General features: G+C 72.8%; 10 protein-coding genes and 1 pseudogene. 6 read left to right on the top strand and 5 right to left on the bottom strand.

Annotated features, from left to right (window positions below; translation table 11 throughout):
* Positions 1 to 15: 15 nt before the first annotated feature.
* Genes ACFVYI_RS03465 through ACFVYI_RS03455 form a run of 3 tightly spaced genes read right to left on the bottom strand, consistent with a single transcriptional unit; the run spans position 16 to position 4,263 of the window.
* The gene (locus tag ACFVYI_RS03465) at positions 16 to 2,154 is read right to left on the bottom strand and encodes a dipeptide ABC transporter ATP-binding protein (protein ID WP_387881123.1); all 2,139 of its coding nucleotides are present in this window, start codon (positions 2,152 to 2,154) and stop codon (positions 16 to 18) included.
* A complete protein-coding gene (locus ACFVYI_RS03460) occupies positions 2,151 to 3,263 on the bottom strand; it encodes an ABC transporter permease (RefSeq protein WP_387881121.1) in 1,113 nt (370 codons plus the stop codon). The genes ACFVYI_RS03465 and ACFVYI_RS03460 overlap by 4 nt, the downstream gene beginning before the upstream one ends.
* Before the next feature lie 19 nt (positions 3,264 to 3,282).
* A complete protein-coding gene (locus tag ACFVYI_RS03455; RefSeq protein WP_387881119.1) occupies positions 3,283 to 4,263 on the bottom strand; it encodes an ABC transporter permease in 981 nt (326 codons plus the stop codon).
* A gap of 318 nt (positions 4,264 to 4,581) precedes the next feature.
* On the opposite strand from ACFVYI_RS03455, the gene ACFVYI_RS03450 reads away from it, so the two are divergent.
* Together ACFVYI_RS03450 and ACFVYI_RS03445 are read left to right on the top strand one after the other, a co-directional pair.
* On the top strand, positions 4,582 to 6,288 hold the full coding sequence (locus ACFVYI_RS03450; RefSeq protein WP_387881117.1) for an ABC transporter family substrate-binding protein: 1,707 nt from the start codon (positions 4,582 to 4,584) through the stop codon (positions 6,286 to 6,288).
* A 476-nt stretch (positions 6,289 to 6,764) separates the two neighbouring features.
* Entirely contained in the window at positions 6,765 to 7,979 is a 1,215-nt protein-coding gene (locus ACFVYI_RS03445) for a low temperature requirement protein A (protein ID WP_387881115.1), read from the top strand.
* Positions 7,980 to 8,023: 44 nt separating this feature from the next.
* Here the strand turns inward: ACFVYI_RS03445 and ACFVYI_RS03440 are convergent.
* Positions 8,024 to 9,061, bottom strand: a pseudogene (locus tag ACFVYI_RS03440) (LysR family transcriptional regulator); the annotation flags it as partial.
* Between the two features lie 177 nt (positions 9,062 to 9,238).
* Here ACFVYI_RS03440 and snpA (ACFVYI_RS03435) point away from each other — a divergent pair.
* From snpA (ACFVYI_RS03435) to ACFVYI_RS03420, 4 genes are all read left to right on the top strand, one after another.
* Positions 9,239 to 9,886 (top strand): snapalysin, encoded by a 648-nt coding sequence (gene snpA, locus ACFVYI_RS03435; RefSeq protein ID WP_387881112.1) that lies wholly within the window; start codon positions 9,239 to 9,241, stop codon positions 9,884 to 9,886.
* A 168-nt stretch (positions 9,887 to 10,054) separates the two neighbouring features.
* Positions 10,055 to 10,681 carry a snapalysin gene (gene snpA / locus ACFVYI_RS03430; protein ID WP_387881110.1) on the top strand — a complete coding sequence of 209 codons (627 nt, stop codon included), beginning with the start codon at positions 10,055 to 10,057 and terminating at the stop codon, positions 10,679 to 10,681.
* A 123-nt stretch (positions 10,682 to 10,804) separates the two neighbouring features.
* A complete protein-coding gene (locus ACFVYI_RS03425) occupies positions 10,805 to 11,461 on the top strand; it encodes a pentapeptide repeat-containing protein (protein ID WP_387881107.1) in 657 nt (218 codons plus the stop codon).
* 191 nt (positions 11,462 to 11,652) lie between these two features.
* The gene (locus ACFVYI_RS03420; protein WP_387881105.1) at positions 11,653 to 13,725 is read left to right on the top strand and encodes a phosphocholine-specific phospholipase C; all 2,073 of its coding nucleotides are present in this window, start codon (positions 11,653 to 11,655) and stop codon (positions 13,723 to 13,725) included.
* 30 nt (positions 13,726 to 13,755) lie between these two features.
* Here ACFVYI_RS03420 and ACFVYI_RS03415 read toward each other — a convergent pair whose 3' ends face one another.
* Entirely contained in the window at positions 13,756 to 14,577 is an 822-nt protein-coding gene (locus ACFVYI_RS03415; protein ID WP_387881103.1) for a phosphoribosyl-dephospho-CoA transferase MdcG domain-containing protein, read from the bottom strand.
* Positions 14,578 to 14,579 lie beyond the last annotated feature (2 nt).

The raw sequence follows: 14,579 nt of genomic DNA, 5'->3' as shown, positions 1-14,579 counted from the left end.
GGAGTCCCGCTCCACCTACTCCGGGAAGTGGCAGGCCGCCTGGTGGTCCGGGCCGGGCGTCGGACCGGTCAGCGGCGGGGCCTCGGTCTCGCAGCGGGTGCGCGCCCCGGCGTCGAGCCCGGCGTAGACGGGGCAGCGGGTGCGGAACGGGCAGCCGGTGCGCCGCGCGGTCGGGGAGGGCGGGTCGCCGGCCAGCAGGATGCGGCTGCGGGCCCGCTCGGCCGCCGGGTCCGGAAGCGGGACGGCGGAGAGCAGGGCGCGGGTGTAGGGGTGCCGGGGGCGGTCGAAGACGGCGGAGACCTCGCCCTGTTCGACGGTCCGCCCGAGGTACATCACGCTGACCCGGTCGGCGAGGTGCCGGATCACCGACAGGTCGTGCGAGACGAAGAGATAGGAGAGACCCAGCTCGGCCTTGAGCGACTGGAGCAGGTTGAGCACGCCGGCCTGGATGGAGACGTCCAGCGCGGAGACCGGTTCGTCCAGTACCAGCAGCTTCGGGCGGACGGCCAGCGCACGGGCGATCGAGATCCGCTGGCGCTGTCCGCCGGAGAACTGGTGCGGGTAGCGGACGGCGTGCGCGGGGTCGAGGCCGACCTGGCGCAGCAGTTCGGGCACCCGGTGGGCGATCTCCGCGCGGTCGGTGCGCTGGGCCCGCAGGGGTTCGGCGACGATGTCACCGATCGGCATCCGGGGGTCGAGGCTGGCCATCGGGTCCTGGAAGACGATCTGCAGCTGGGAGCGCATCCGGTGGGCGTCCGACCGGGAGAGCCCGGCGGTGTCCTGCCCGAGCAGCTCGATCCGGCCGGATTCCGGCCTGGCGAGCCGCAGCAGTTCGAACAGGGTCGTGGACTTGCCGGAGCCGGACTCGCCGACCAGGCCGAGCGTCTCGCCCTGCCGGATGTCCAGGTCGACCCCGTCCACCGCGTAGACCTCGCCGATCCGGCGTTTGAAGACGGTGCCCTTGAGTAGCGGGAACGTCTTGGTGAGCCCGTTGACGGAGAGTACCGAGGGGCGCTCCTCGCGCGGTGCGGGCACGGCGGTCGGCGCCGGGGGCACCGGCGGTACGGGGTACACGTCGGAGGGCGCGGGTCGGCGCTCGGCCAGCTCGTCGGCCCGTACGCACGCCGCCAGATGCCGGTCCACGGCGCCCACGTCCGCGCCCGCGCCTTCGCCCACCCGGGACGTCCCGAGCACGTCGAGCCCGTCGAGCCCGTCGAGTCCGTCGAGCCCCGGCTCCGCCGTCCGGCACCGCTCCTCGACCAGCGGGCAGCGCGCGGCGAACGGGCACCCGGCCGGCAGTTCGGCCATCGGCGCGGGCGCGCCGGGGATCGGCACGAGCGGCCCGCCCCGGCCGTCCAGCCTCGGCACCGCACCGATCAGCCCCAGCGTGTAGGGGTGGCGGGGCGCGGCGAACAGTTCGTCCACACCGGCCGTCTCGACCACCCGGCCCGCGTACATCACGGCGACCCGGTCGGCCATTCCGGCGATCACCCCGAGGTCGTGGCTGACCAGGACCAGCGCGGCGCCGGTCTCCCGCTGGGCGGTGCGCAGGACGTCGAGCACCTGGGCCTGGATGGTGACGTCCAGGGCGGTGGTGGGCTCGTCGGCGAGCAGGATGTCGGGGTCGTTGGCGATGGCCATGGCGATCATCGCGCGCTGGCGCATGCCGCCGGAGAACTCGTGCGGGAAGCTGTCCAGCGCGCGTTCGGGGGCGGGGATGCCGACCAGGTCGAGCAGTTCGGCGGCCCGCCTGCGGGCGGCCGGCTTGTCGAGGCGCTGGTGGATGCGCAGTGCCTCGACGATCTGGTCGCCGATCCGGTAGACGGGGGTGAAGGCGGAGAGCGGGTCCTGGAAGACCATGGCGACCCGGCGGCCGCGGATGGCGGCGAGCTCGCGGCCGGGCAGGCCGACCAGCTCCTTGCCGTCCAGCGTGACCGAGCCGCGGACCCGGGCGCTGCCCGGCAGCAGCCCGAGCACGGCCAGCGCGGTGACGGACTTGCCGGAGCCGGACTCGCCGACGATGCCCAGGGTCTCGCCGCGCCGCAGGCTGAGGTCGACGCCCCGGACGGCGGGGACGGTGGCGCCGCGTGGTCCGGCGAACTCGACCCGCAGGTCGCGGACGGCCAGCAGCGGGGTTTCGACGGTGGTGGTCACTTTCTTCCGCGCTTCCTACGAGTCCTACGAGGGGTACGGGCTACCTCGGTGGTCGGGTCGAGGGCGTCGCGCAGCCCGTCCCCGATCAGGTTGACGGCCAGGACGAAGAGCACCAGCAGCCCGGCGGCGAAGTAGAACAGCCAGGGGAAGACCGGGGCGTCGCTGGTTCCGGCGGCGAGCAGGGTGCCGAGCGAGACGTCGGGGGCCTTCACGCCGAAGCCGAAGTAGGAGAGCGCGGTCTCGCTCATCACGGCGCCGCCGACGGCGATGGTGGCGTCGATGATGAGGAAGGAGGCGACGTTCGGCAGGATGTGCCGGGTGATGATCCGCAGCGGCCGGACGCCCATGAACTGCGCGGCGCGGACGAACTCGCGTTCGCGCAGCGAGATGGTCATCGAGCGGACCACCCGGGCGGTGATCATCCAGTTGAAGAGGGCGAGCAGCAGGACGAAGGCGAGCCAGCCGGTGCCCTTCAGCCGGGGCGAGATGATGGTGATGATCAGGAAGCTGGGGAAGACCAGCATCAGGTCGACCAGGAACATCAGCACCCGGTCGGTCCAGCCGCCGAAGTACCCGGCGCAGGCGCCGACCAGGGAGGCCAGCACGGTCGAGAAGAGCGCCACCAGCAGGCCGATCACCAGCGATTTCTGCAGGCCGCGGACGGTCTGCGCGAAGACGTCCTGGCCGACCCCGTTGGTGCCGAACCAGTGGGTGCCGGAGGGGGGTTGGCGCAGGGCGGTGTAGTCGGGGGTGGCGTAGTCCCAGGGGGTGAGGTACTGGCCGCCGAAGGCGAGCGCGAACAGCAGCAGGACGACGACGGTACCGGCCACCGCCCAGCGGGCGGCGAGCAGTCGGGTGAGGACGAGCCGGCCGCGGCCGGCCACCTCGGGCGCGCGGACCGCCACCGCGGCGACGCCCGGCGCGGCCGCGACGGCGGGGACGTCGAGCGCGTCCGGGCCCACCGGGACGGCGGACGCGGCGGAAACGGCGGTCGCGCCGGATGCCGCGGGCACGGCGGCGGGCGGGGCGGGCACGGCGGGGGCGGTGGCGGAGTTCGCGGACCCGGAGGGTTCCGCGGGCTCGGCGGGTTCCGTGGCGACGGCGGTCATGGCAGCGGCTCTCCTCCGGTCAGGACCGCACACGCGGGTCGAGGGCGGCGTGCAGGGTGTCGGCGAGGAAGCCGGAGGCGAGCACCACCACGGCGGCGAACAGGTTGACGGCGACGACCGAGTTGACGTCCTGTTCGTTGATGGACTGGATGAACCACTCGCCCATCCCGTGCCAGCCGAAGATGGTCTCGGTGAAGGCGGCGCCGGTGAAGATGCCCAGGAAGCTGTAGGCGAACATCGTCGACATCGGGATCACCGCCGTCCGCAGCCCGTGCTTGACCAGGGCGCGGCCGCGGGTGAGGCCCTTGGCCTCGGCGGTGCGCAGGTAGTCGGAGCCGAGCACGTCGAGCATGGTGCCGCGCTGGTAGCGGCTGTAGGTGGCGAGGCCGCCGAGCGCCAGCGAGAGGGTGGGGAGCAGCAGGTGCAGTGCCCAGTCGCCGAGGTGGGTGCCGATCCCGCCGGTCAGCCCGGGCGTCTCGTAGCCGGTGAACGGGATCACCTCGTGGCCGGCGATGTCCTTGGCGGCGATGGCGCCGTTCTTGAGGAAGAGCGCGACCAGGAAGACCGGGGTGGAGAGCAGGACGAAGGAGAAGACGGTGAGCAGCCGGTCGGATATTCGGTACTGGCGCACCGCGCTCCAGGCACCGGCGGCGACGCCGAGGGCCATCCCGAGCAGGCTGCCGATCAGCAGGAGGCGCAGGGAGACCCAGATCCGCCGGCGGAAGTCGTCCAGCACCGGGGTGTCGTGGATGGTGCGACCGAGGTCCCCGTGGAGCAGGTCGCCGGCCCAGCGGCCGAACCGCTCGACGACGGGGGTGTGGTCGTTCAGGTTGAGGTCGGTGAGCTGGCGTTCGACCGAGGCGGCGGTCGGGCGCGGCACCTTGGCCTCGAAGTAGGCACGCGGCTGGAGGGCGGCGGCGGACAGCGCGTACGCCAGGAACACGGCGGCGATCAGCAGCACCGCGTAGTAGCTGAGCCGCTTCGCCAGGTAGCGGAGCATCAACGGCCGCCCGGGGTGGGGGCGGGGCCGACGCGTCGGGTGGGCATCGGTGGGTGGCCTTCGGTCGGTGGCCCTGGTCGGGCCGGTGGGGGAATGTGCAGGTCAAGAGTGTTGCACCGGCGCGCGGCCGGGGTGTTGCGGCAGTGTTGCCGCCCGTTTCGTTTGGATCAGGTGTGAACTCCGCCCCCTGGTACTCGTACTGATCGGCTGTTACGTTCGGTCGGCCGGCACCGACTTGGCTGCCCACGCTCAAGCTTCGCCACACCTCGCGACGCTCAACCCTCACCAACCTGTCGGATTTCACCGGGGGGAACCCTCATGGACGCTTCCAGCACGCCCGTACGCCGTCTCGGCCGGGTCGCCGCGCTCGCGCTCGCCGTCACGCTCGCGGCCACCGCGTGCAGTTCGGGCGGCAGCGGCTCGGCCGACAACGTGGCCAAGAGCGAACCGCCGAGACAGGGCGCGATCGACATCAACGCCAAGTCGCCGGACCAGCTGCGCGACGGCGGGGAGGTCCGGTTCCCGCTCTACCAGTGGATCACCCAGTGGAACCCGTTCCAGGTGGACGGCCGCTACGGGGACGCGGTCGAGATCATGCGCGCCCTGGAGCCCGAGCTCTTCACCACGGACGAGACCGGCACCTTCAAGCCGGTCACCGACTACCTGCTGGAGGCCAAGGTCACCTCGACCTCCCCGCAGGTGGTCACCTACAAGCTCAACCCGAAGGCCAAGTGGTCGGACGGCAAGCCGCTCGGTTACCTGGACTTCAAGGCCGACTGGGAAGCCACCAACGGCAAGAAGGACGGCTACAACATCGCCGACTCCTCCGGCTACGAGCTGATCTCCGGTGTCGAGCAGGGCGCGGACGCGAGCGAGGTCAAGGTGACCTTCTCGGAGCCGTACGCGGACTGGCAGAACCTGTTCCGCCCGCTGATCCCGGCGGCCGGGATCGGCACCGCGGACGACTTCAACAAGGGCTGGGTCGAGAAGATCCCGATCACCGCCGGCGCGCTGAAGATCGGCACGGCGGACAAGACCGCGCAGACCATCACACTGGTTCCGGACCCGGCCTGGTGGGGCGCGAAGCCCAAGCTGGAGAAGATCACCTTCCGGGTGATGTCCCAGTCGGCGACCACCCAGGCCTTCCTGAACAACGAGATCGACTTCGCCGCGGCCGGCACCGCCACCGCGTACGGGCAGCTCAAGGACGCCAAGGACACGGTGATCCGGACGGCCAGCCCGTGGGACGAGGTGCACATCTCGTTCGGCGGCGGCGGTCCGCTGGCGGACCAGAAGGTGCGTCAGGCGCTCGGCAAGGCGCTGGACCGCTCCTCGCTGATCAAGATCGCCAACAACGGTGTGCCGGTGGAGTTCAAGCCGCTCGGCAACCACATCTTCATGCCCAACCAGACCGGCTACCAGGACAACTCGGGCGAGTGGGCCAAGTTCGACCTGGCCGCCGCCAAGAAGGCGCTGGACGAGGCGGGCTGGAAGGAGGCCGGCAGCGGTCAGCCGCGGACCAAGGACGGCCAGCCGCTGACCCTGCGCTGGGTGCTCAACGACGCCACCCCGCAGGCCCAGCTCGACCTCGCGGCCGCCGCCCAGTCGATGTGGCTGGCGGCCGGGGTCAAGGTCGAACTCGACAAGGTCCCGAGCAACGACTTCTTCACCAAGTACGTCAACACGGGCAAGTTCGACGTCGCCAGCTGGCGCAACACCGACTCGTTCCCGCTCTCCAGCAGCCTCAGCAACTTCCGGCTGCCGCAGGGTGACAACGTCTTCGGCAACTACTCCAAGCTCGGCACGCCCGAGATCGACGCACTGCTCAAGAAGGCGGCTGGCACGATCGACCCGGCGGAGGCCGCGAAGCTCTACAACCAGGCGGACGCCAGGATCTGGGAGCTCGGCCACACCGTCGAGCTGTACCAGCGGCCGACCGTGGTCGCGAGCCGCAAGGGGCTGGCGAACTACGGCGCGTTCGGCCTGGCGGGCGTCGACTACGCGACGGTGGGCTGGGAGAAGTAGCCGCCACCGCGGCGGTGGTGGCGCCGGCGGTGCGGCGGGCGTCGACGGCACGGCAGGCGCTGGCGAGCAGCGCGGTGATCACGAGGTCGGTGGCGCGGACGCGGGAGGAACGGCTCTGCCGCCCCCGCTGTCCTGCCACCGGCCTTGACCTTCCGCGATGCCCGCAGGCCGCCCGTGTCGTGGGGTCCGTCCGGACCCACGCGCCTCCAACCGGGGAAGAATCTAGCGGGGCGATCCGGGCGGTCGGGTCGTCCGGCGCGGGCGCGCCGCAAACCCGTCGCGCTGTCACCCGGTTCGCGCACCGGGACGTCAACTCTCGCTGACGGCAAGGCAAATCGGACGAAACCGACACGCGGCCGCGACGCCGGACGCGGTGCGCGGCTCCGGCCGCGCCGGTGCGTGCGTCGGACCCGGGCCGCTGCCAGGATGCGGCGGTACAGCGCAGCCCGCCCGCCCCGGAGCCCGGAGACCCGCTCATGACCAGCGAATCCGCCGCAGCACCCCGCCCGCACCACGTCGATCCGCGTCCGGTGCGCCGGATGGTCCCGCGCAGCCGGGACGAGCCGCACCGGGTCGCCACCCCGCTGGAGCTGTTCTTCGACCTCTGCTTCGTGGTCGCGGTCGGCCAGGCGGGCCGGGAGCTCGCCCACGACCTGGCCGCGGGGCACTACGGCGACGGTCTGACCGGGTACGTCTTCGCGTTCTTCGCGATCTGGTGGGCCTGGATGAACTTCACCTGGTTCGCCTCCGCGTACGACTGCGACGACGTCCCCTACCGGGTGACCACCCTGGTCCAGATCGCCGGTGTGCTGATCCTCGCCGCCGGTGTGCCCCGGATGTTCGCCGACCAGGACCTGGTGCTGTCCGTCGTCGGGTACGTGGTGATGCGGCTGGCGATGGTCACCCAGTGGCTGCGTGCGGCGGTCAGCGAGGAGGGCCCGGCCCGCGGGGTGGCGCTGCGCTACGCGGTCGGCATCTCCCTGTGCCAGGTCGCCTGGGTGGTGGTGCTGCTGCTGCCGCACGACGTCCGGCCGTACGTGATCCCGCTCGGTATCCTGGCCGAGCTGTCCGTGCCGGTGATCGCCGAGCTGCGGATCCGGACCAACTGGCACCCGCACCACATCGCGGAGCGGTACGGCCTGTTCACCCTGATCGTGCTCGGCGAGACGGTGGCGGCGGCGACCGTGGCGGTGCAGTCGGCGGTGGACGAGCACGAGGGGCTGAGCCGGCTGCTGCCGGTGGCCGGCGGCGGTCTGCTGATCTGCTTCTCGGCCTGGTGGATCTACTTCGCCCGGCCGGTCCACGACCACCTGCGCTCCAACCGGCAGGCCTTCGCGTGGGGCTACGGCCACTACCTGGTGTTCGGCTCGGCGGCGGCGATCGGCTCGGGGCTAGAGGTCGCGGTGGAGTCGGCGGTGCACAAGGCGCACGTCTCGGAGACGGTCGCCACCGCGACGGTGACCGTGCCCACCGCGATCTACCTGTTCACCGTCTGGCTGCTGCACTCGCGGCACACCAAGACCGGGGCGGCGCAGGCGCTGCTGCCGATCGCCTCGGTGGCGGTGCTGGCGTGCACGGCGGCGGGCGGCTCCGGTGTCCTGGTGGCCGGGTTGGTGACCGCGGCCACGGTGGCGGTGGGCGTCGCGCTGCACGCCCGCGAGGGCGCGGACGCCGACCCGAGCGAGGTCTGAGGCACCGGCCACGGGGCCCCCGCCGGCTCGCGCGGGGGCGGCGGCGCGGGGGCGGCCGGGGCGTGGCCGACCAGGTGCTGGAGTGCCTGGTCGTGCCGGGACAGCCAGGCGAGGTAGGTCGGACTGACCCGCGCCAGGTCCAGGTAGGCGGCCCGCAGCTCCCCGTAGAGCGCGTCCAGGGCCGGCGGGCCGATCGCGCGCGGTCGCCAGGCGAGCAGCAGTCGGACGGCCAGCGGATCGCCGTGCACCGGCCGGACGACCGTGCCGGGCCCGGGGGCGGAGGTCGGCTGGCAGGGGCGGACGGCCTCACCGGAGGCGACCAGTTCGGCGGCGGTCGCGTTGTCGCGCACCTGCACCACGCGGGGGTTGAGACCGGCCTCGGTGAACACCCGGCGCATCGCGGCGTACTCGTGGTCGGCCGTCGGGTCCACCATCCAGGTGTCCTCGGCGAGATCGGCCAGGTGGACCACCGGGCGGGCGGCGGCCGGGTGGCCCGCGGCGAGCGCGATGAACTGCGGCTCGCGGGCCATCAGGACGCGGTGTTCGGCGTCCGGCGGGACCTTCAGCGGGAAGCCCTCGCTCTCGTGCACGAAGGCGACGTCCAGTTGGTCGGCGGCGACCATCCGCAGCAGGGCGTTGGCGGAGATGTCGATGTGGATGGTGGTGTCCGTCTCCGGCAGCCGGTCGTGCACCCGGCGCAGCCAGGCCGCCACCGCCCGGCTGCCGACGCTGCCGATCCGCAGCCGCCGGGTGCGCTCGCTGCTGGCGGCCTCGCGGGCCTCCTGGCGGGCGGCGGAGACCAGTGCGGCCATCTCGGCGATCACCGGTCGGGCCCGGGACAGCACCGAGTGGCCGAGCGCGGTGGGCCTGCTGCCGGTCTGCTCGCGGGTGAACAGCGTGCCGCCGACGGCCCGTTCGATGCGGTGCAGCTGCGTGGTGAGGGAGGGCTGGGTCATGCCGAGCTGCAGCGCAGCCTTGCGGAGGCTGCCGCTGTCGGCAATCGCGCACAGCACCCGGAGGTGTCTCACGTCGAGCTCCACGTCGGGAGCATAACGGTCAATTCGGTGTGACGCCAGGGACATGACATGTCATCAGTCGGAAGGACTCCCGGCCCGGGGGGTGATTGCCCGGTGCTATCGCCGGTTGACATCATCCGCCGTGCCGCCGCGCTGACCCAAGCTCTGGGGACGCAAGCATTCATCCGATGCCCGCGGCCGGCCCCCACCGGTCGCGGCGCACCCGCGAATCGGAGCCCCCACATGAACCGCATTCCGCGGACGCTCTCCGCTGCCGTCGGCCTGGTGCTCGCCGCCGGCCTCGCCGCCCTGCCCGGCACCGCGAACGCGGCGCCCGCCACCGGCGCGGCCCAGCACTACACCGCCTCCGCCTCGGCGCACCCGGGCACCGGGAAGGCCGACAACCAGGCGTTCTACGAGGCCGTGATGAAGTCCGCGCTGGCGAAGCGGGCGGCCACGCCGTACCTGAAGGCCGTGGTGGTCACCTACGACGCGAGCAACGCGCCGTCCTTCGCCTCCGAGATAGCCCAGAGCGCCCAGATCTGGAACGGCTCGGTCAGCAACGTCCGCCTCCAGGCCGGCACCAACGCCGACTTCTCCTACTACGAGGGCGACGACCCGAGCAACGGCTCGTACGCCAGCACGGACGGCCACGGCTCCGGCTACATCTTCCTCGACTACACCCAGAACGAGCAGTACAACTCCACCCGGGTCACCGCGCACGAGACCGGGCACGTGCTCGGCCTGCCGGACCACTACTCGGGCCCGTGCAGCGAGCTGATGTCCGGCGGCGGCCCCGGCCCCTCCTGCACCAACCCGTACCCGAACAGCACCGAGCGCAGCCGGGTCAACTCCCTCTGGCGCTACGGCCTGGCCGCCGCCACGCGCTGACCACGGCCGCCCGCCGACCCGGTCCCGGACGCCGACGTCCCGGCCGGCCCCGGCCCCCGATGAGCCGCCCCACCGCCCCACCGTTCCACCGTTCATCAGTTCACCCGTTCACCCGTTCGCCGTGGCCCACCCCCAGCGGCCCCGGCACCCGCGAACAGGAGCCCCCACATGAACCGCATCTCCCGCACGCTCTCCGCCGCCGTCGGCCTGGTGCTCGCCGCCGGCCTGGCGGCCCTGCCCACCACGGCCGCCGCCGCGCCCGCCCCGGCGGTCCAGGGCTACACGGCCACCACCGGCTACGCCGGTTCGGCCGCCGAGGACGCGAACAACCAGGCGTTCTACGAGGCCGTGATGAAGTCCGCGCTGGCGAAGCAGGCGGCCACGCCGTACCTGAAGGCCGTGGTGGTCACCTACGACGCCAGCAGCGCGCCGACCTTCCGCACCCAGATATCCCAGAGCGCCCAGATCTGGAACGGCTCGGTCACCAACGTCCAGCTGCGCTCCGGCACCAACGCCGACTTCCGCTACTACGAGGGCAACGACTCGCGCGGCTCCTACGCCAGCACCAACGGGCACGGTCAGGGCTACATCTTCCTGGACTACGCCCAGAACCGTCAGTACAACTCCACCCGGGTCACCGCGCACGAGACCGGGCACGTGCTCGGCCTGCCGGACCACTACTCGGGCCCGTGCAGCGAGCTGATGTCCGGCGGCGGCCCGGGCACGTCCTGCACCAACCCGTACCCGAACAGCACCGAGCGCAGCCGGGTGAACTCCCTCTGGCTCCGCGGCTGACCCCTCGCCGCCGCGCGGACCACTGAGGGCCCGGCCGCTCCCCCCGAGCGGCCGGGCCCTGTCGGTGGCACGTGCGAGCATGCGGGCGAGGACCAGTCCCGCCGACCCCGAGGTGCCACCGCCATGCCGCTCTCCGTCCCCGACCGCCTGGCCGACCTGCCGTACGCCCACCTGCTGCGCCCGCACACCGGCCCGCTGCGCAGCGACGAGCGCTACGACACCGTCCACTTCGACGGCGGCGAGTACACCGACCAGTCCGCCGCCGGCGCCACCTTCCTGGAGTGCGCGTTCACCGGCGTGGCGCTGAGCGGGGTCAAGCTCCGCCAGGCCCGCTTCAACGAGGTGTGGGCCCAGGCGGGCCGCTGGGTGGGCTGCGACCTCAGCGACACCGAGTGGCAGGACAGCGCCGTCACCGGCGGCGTGCTGGCCGGAGTGGCCGCCCACGGCTCGGCGCTGCGCCGCACGGTCCTGCGCGGCTGCAAGCTGGAGGCGGTCAACCTGCGTGCCGCCGTCCTGCGCGACGTCGTCTTCGAGGACTGCCTGCTGCGCGACGTCGACTTCGGCGACGCCAAGCTGACCGACGTGTCCTTCCCGGGCTCCACCCTGGAGGAGGTCCGCCTGCGCGGCGCCAAGCTGACCAGGGTGGATCTGCGCGGCGCCGTCCGGCTGGGCCTGCCCGACGGCCATCAGGGGCTGCGGGGCGCTGTCATCAGCTCCCCCCAACTCCTCGAACTCGCGCCCCAGTTCGCCCACGCCCTGGGGATCACGGTGAAGGACTGAGCGCCACCGCCCCGCCGCCGTTCGCCGACCCGCCGTTCAGGCGGGCGTCGCTCGGTGACGGCGGGGCGAACAGTCCGCCAACCCTCTCCCGGCCCTCTGGTGGGGGCGGTTCGGGCGGGGGGAGGATGCTGCGCGATCGATGGGCCCAACTTGTGTGCACAACATCGCCAGTGAAGGGACGGGCCGGGCTGATGGCCGAGCTGAGTCGTAGGAAGTTCGTCGCGTTGTCCGGAGCCGCTGCGGCGGGCCTGGCGGTGGCCGGGACCACCGGTGCGGGGGCGGCGCCGGGCGCGCCCGCCGCGGCGCCGTCGGTGGCGCTGTCGCAGACCGGCACCATCGCGGACGCCAAGCACATCGTCATCCTGATGCAGGAGAACCGCAGCTTCGACCACTACTTCGGGATGCTGCGCGGCGTGCGCGGCTTCGCCGACCGCAGTGCGATCCAGATCGCCAACGGCTACAGCGTCTTCAACCAGCCCAACGGGCTCGGGCGGCAGTACCCGTGGCAGTTCAGCGCCACCAAGCCGGCCGGCGGCGCCGACCCCGAGCGCCTGGCGCAGTGCAACGGCGACCTCGCCCACGGCTGGTCCGACCAGCACCGGGCGTGGAACGGCGGCAAGATGGACTCCTGGGTCGCCGCCAAGGGCAACGTCCGCACGCTCGGCTACCTCACCCGCCAGGACATCCCGTTCCACTACGCGCTCGCCGAGAACTGGACGATCTGCGACGCCTACTTCTGTTCCGTGATCAGCGCCACCGGACCCAACCGCACCTACCACTGGTCCGGTCAGATCGACCCGGACGGCAAGGCGGGCGGCCCGGCGTACGACGGCGGCGACGAGAAGGGCCTGCGCTGGCAGACCTACGCCGAGGCGCTGGAGGACGCCGGCGTGAGCTGGAAGGTCTACCAGAACGCGGCCGACAACTACGGCGACAACGCCCTCGCCTACTTCACCAGGTTCAGCTCCGCCCCGGCCGGCAGCCCGCTCGCGGTCAAGGGCATGGGCTCCGTCCCCAAGGTGACCGGCCGGACCCCGGACGACATCGTCGCCGCGATCAAGGCCGACGCGCTGAACGGCACCCTCCCGCAGGTCTCCTGGATCGTCCCCGACCAGGGCTCCTCCGAGCACCCGTACTCCACCCCCCAGGACGGCGCGCACTTCGTCCACAACGTGATCGACGCGCTGGCCGCCAACCCGGACGTGTTCGACTCCACCGTCCTCTTCCTCAACTACGACGAGAACGACGGCTTCTTCGACCACGTCCCGCCGCCCGCCGCCCCGGCCGGCACCCCGGGCGAGTTCTACGGCGGGACCAACATCGGCCTCGGCTTCCGCGTCCCGATGATCGCCATCTCGCCCTGGACCCGCGGCGGCTGGGTCAACTCCGAGGTCTTCGACCACACCTCGGTGCTGCGCTTCCTGGAGAAGTGGACGGCCGCCATCGGCAAGCCGGCCACCTGCCCCAACATCACCGACTGGCGCCGCCGCGTCTGCGGCGACCTCACCAGCGCCTTCGACTTCGCCAACCCGGTCTACGGCCTGCCCGCCCTGCCCAACACCGACGCGGTGATCGGCATGTCGAGCTGCGGCCCGCTGCCCAACCCGGCACCGGTCGACAACAAGCTGCCCGTCCAGGAGCCCGGCACCCGCCAGGCCCGTGCCCTGCCGTACCAGCCGAACGCCAACCTGGACCGCCTGGAGTTCGGCTCCGCCGGCGCCGTCAAGGTCTGGCTGAAGATGGCCAACGAGGGTGCGGTCGCCCAGAAGTCGGCCCACTTCGCGGCCTACGCCAACGCCTACCGCAGCGGTGGGCCCTGGCAGTACACCGTCGACCCGGGCGGCAACCAGAGCGACTTCTTCAACTGCGGGACCGGCTTCGGCGGCGGCCCGTACGACCTCTCCGTGGTCGGCCCGAACCGCTTCCTGCGCCGCTTCAAGGGCGACGCCACCAAGGCGGGCAGGAACGCGGCCGTCACCGCCTCGTACGCGGTCGAGCCGGGCACCGGAAAGCCGGCGCTGTACTTCAAGCTCGCCAACACCGGCACCACGGCGCTGACCTTCACCATCGCCTCGAACAACTACCGCACGGACGGCCCCTGGACGTACCAGGTGCCGGCCGGCGGCAGCGTGAGCGACTTCTTCAACGCCGTCGCCTACACCAACGGCTGGTACGACTTCACCGTCACGGTGGACGCCGACGGCTCGTGGTCGCAGCGCTTCACCGGCCACCTGGAGACCGGCGCGGCCAGCGTCAGCGGCTGACCCCGCCCCCGGCACGGCGCCGGCCCGGACTCAACGGCCCCGGGGGAACCACGGATCGTGGACCTCCCGGGGCCCGTCCGGCGTCAGCAGGGTGAGCGTGAGCGGTCCGGCCGCGTACTCGGCGAGCAGCACCGCGCCGTGCCGGGTCTCCAGCTCCGCCTGCACCGGTACGGGCAGCCGGCTCAGCGCCCGCCGCAGCTGCAGCGCGTCCCGGCGGCTGACCGGCTGCGGCGCCCGCAGCACCAGCCGCAGCGGGCTGAGCGGTCCGGTCACGGGGACACCCGTGCCCAGTTCGTAGCCGACCGCGCCGATCGGCCCCCAGACCAGCCGGTGGTCCGCCACCAGTCGCCCGGCCGCGCCCAGCGCGGCCAGCGCCGGGATCTGCGCCGGCCGCACCGGTGGCAGCAGTGCCTGCCGCCCCGCCACCTGTTCGGGTCGCAGGGTCCGGGCCACCGCGGCCCGGGGGGCCAGCGCGTCGAGCCGCTGCCCGCGCTCCGGACCGCGCACCGTCACCGGCAGCCAGTGCTCCGGTGCGGCCGAGGCGTCCCGGGTGCAGCGCACCGGGGACGGGGTGTCCAGCGGCGCGCCGACCACCGCGGGCGCCCGGCCGACCGTCACCCAGGGGTGTGCCCGCAGCACCGACCGGGCCCAGCCGGGCAGCTCGCCGCCGCCGAGCGGTCGCAGTGAGCCGGGGCACTGCAGCAGCAGGAGGTCGTGCGGGCCGGGCAGCCGCCCGTCCAGCGCGGCCAGCGGCCCGACCCTCCGGCGTGGCCCGTCGTGGTGCTCCTCGGGCGCGGGCCGGCGGGCGTGCGGCCCGGGCTGGGCGTGCGGTTCCGGGTGGGCGACGGCCACAG

It is taken from the genome of Kitasatospora sp. NPDC058218 (genome assembly GCF_042882445.1).
Lineage (GTDB): Bacteria > Actinomycetota > Actinomycetes > Streptomycetales > Streptomycetaceae > Kitasatospora.
This window is presented reverse-complemented; position numbering and strand designations above follow the sequence as displayed.

What these genes read in the sequence shown, in the direction of transcription:
- ACFVYI_RS03460 (WP_387881121.1), bottom strand. Translation starts at nt 3,263, where the DNA reads ATGACCGCCGTCGCCACGGAACCCGCCGAGCCCGCGGAACCCTCCGGG.
- ACFVYI_RS03455 (WP_387881119.1), bottom strand. Translation starts at nt 4,263, where the DNA reads ATGCTCCGCTACCTGGCGAAGCGGCTCAGCTACTACGCGGTGCTGCTG.
- ACFVYI_RS03450 (WP_387881117.1), top strand. Translation starts at nt 4,582, where the DNA reads ATGGACGCTTCCAGCACGCCCGTACGCCGTCTCGGCCGGGTCGCCGCG.
- ACFVYI_RS03445 (WP_387881115.1), top strand. Translation starts at nt 6,765, where the DNA reads ATGACCAGCGAATCCGCCGCAGCACCCCGCCCGCACCACGTCGATCCG.
- snpA (WP_387881112.1), top strand. Translation starts at nt 9,239, where the DNA reads ATGAACCGCATTCCGCGGACGCTCTCCGCTGCCGTCGGCCTGGTGCTC.
- snpA (WP_387881110.1), top strand. Translation starts at nt 10,055, where the DNA reads ATGAACCGCATCTCCCGCACGCTCTCCGCCGCCGTCGGCCTGGTGCTC.
- ACFVYI_RS03425 (WP_387881107.1), top strand. Translation starts at nt 10,805, where the DNA reads ATGCCGCTCTCCGTCCCCGACCGCCTGGCCGACCTGCCGTACGCCCAC.
- ACFVYI_RS03420 (WP_387881105.1), top strand. Translation starts at nt 11,653, where the DNA reads ATGGCCGAGCTGAGTCGTAGGAAGTTCGTCGCGTTGTCCGGAGCCGCT.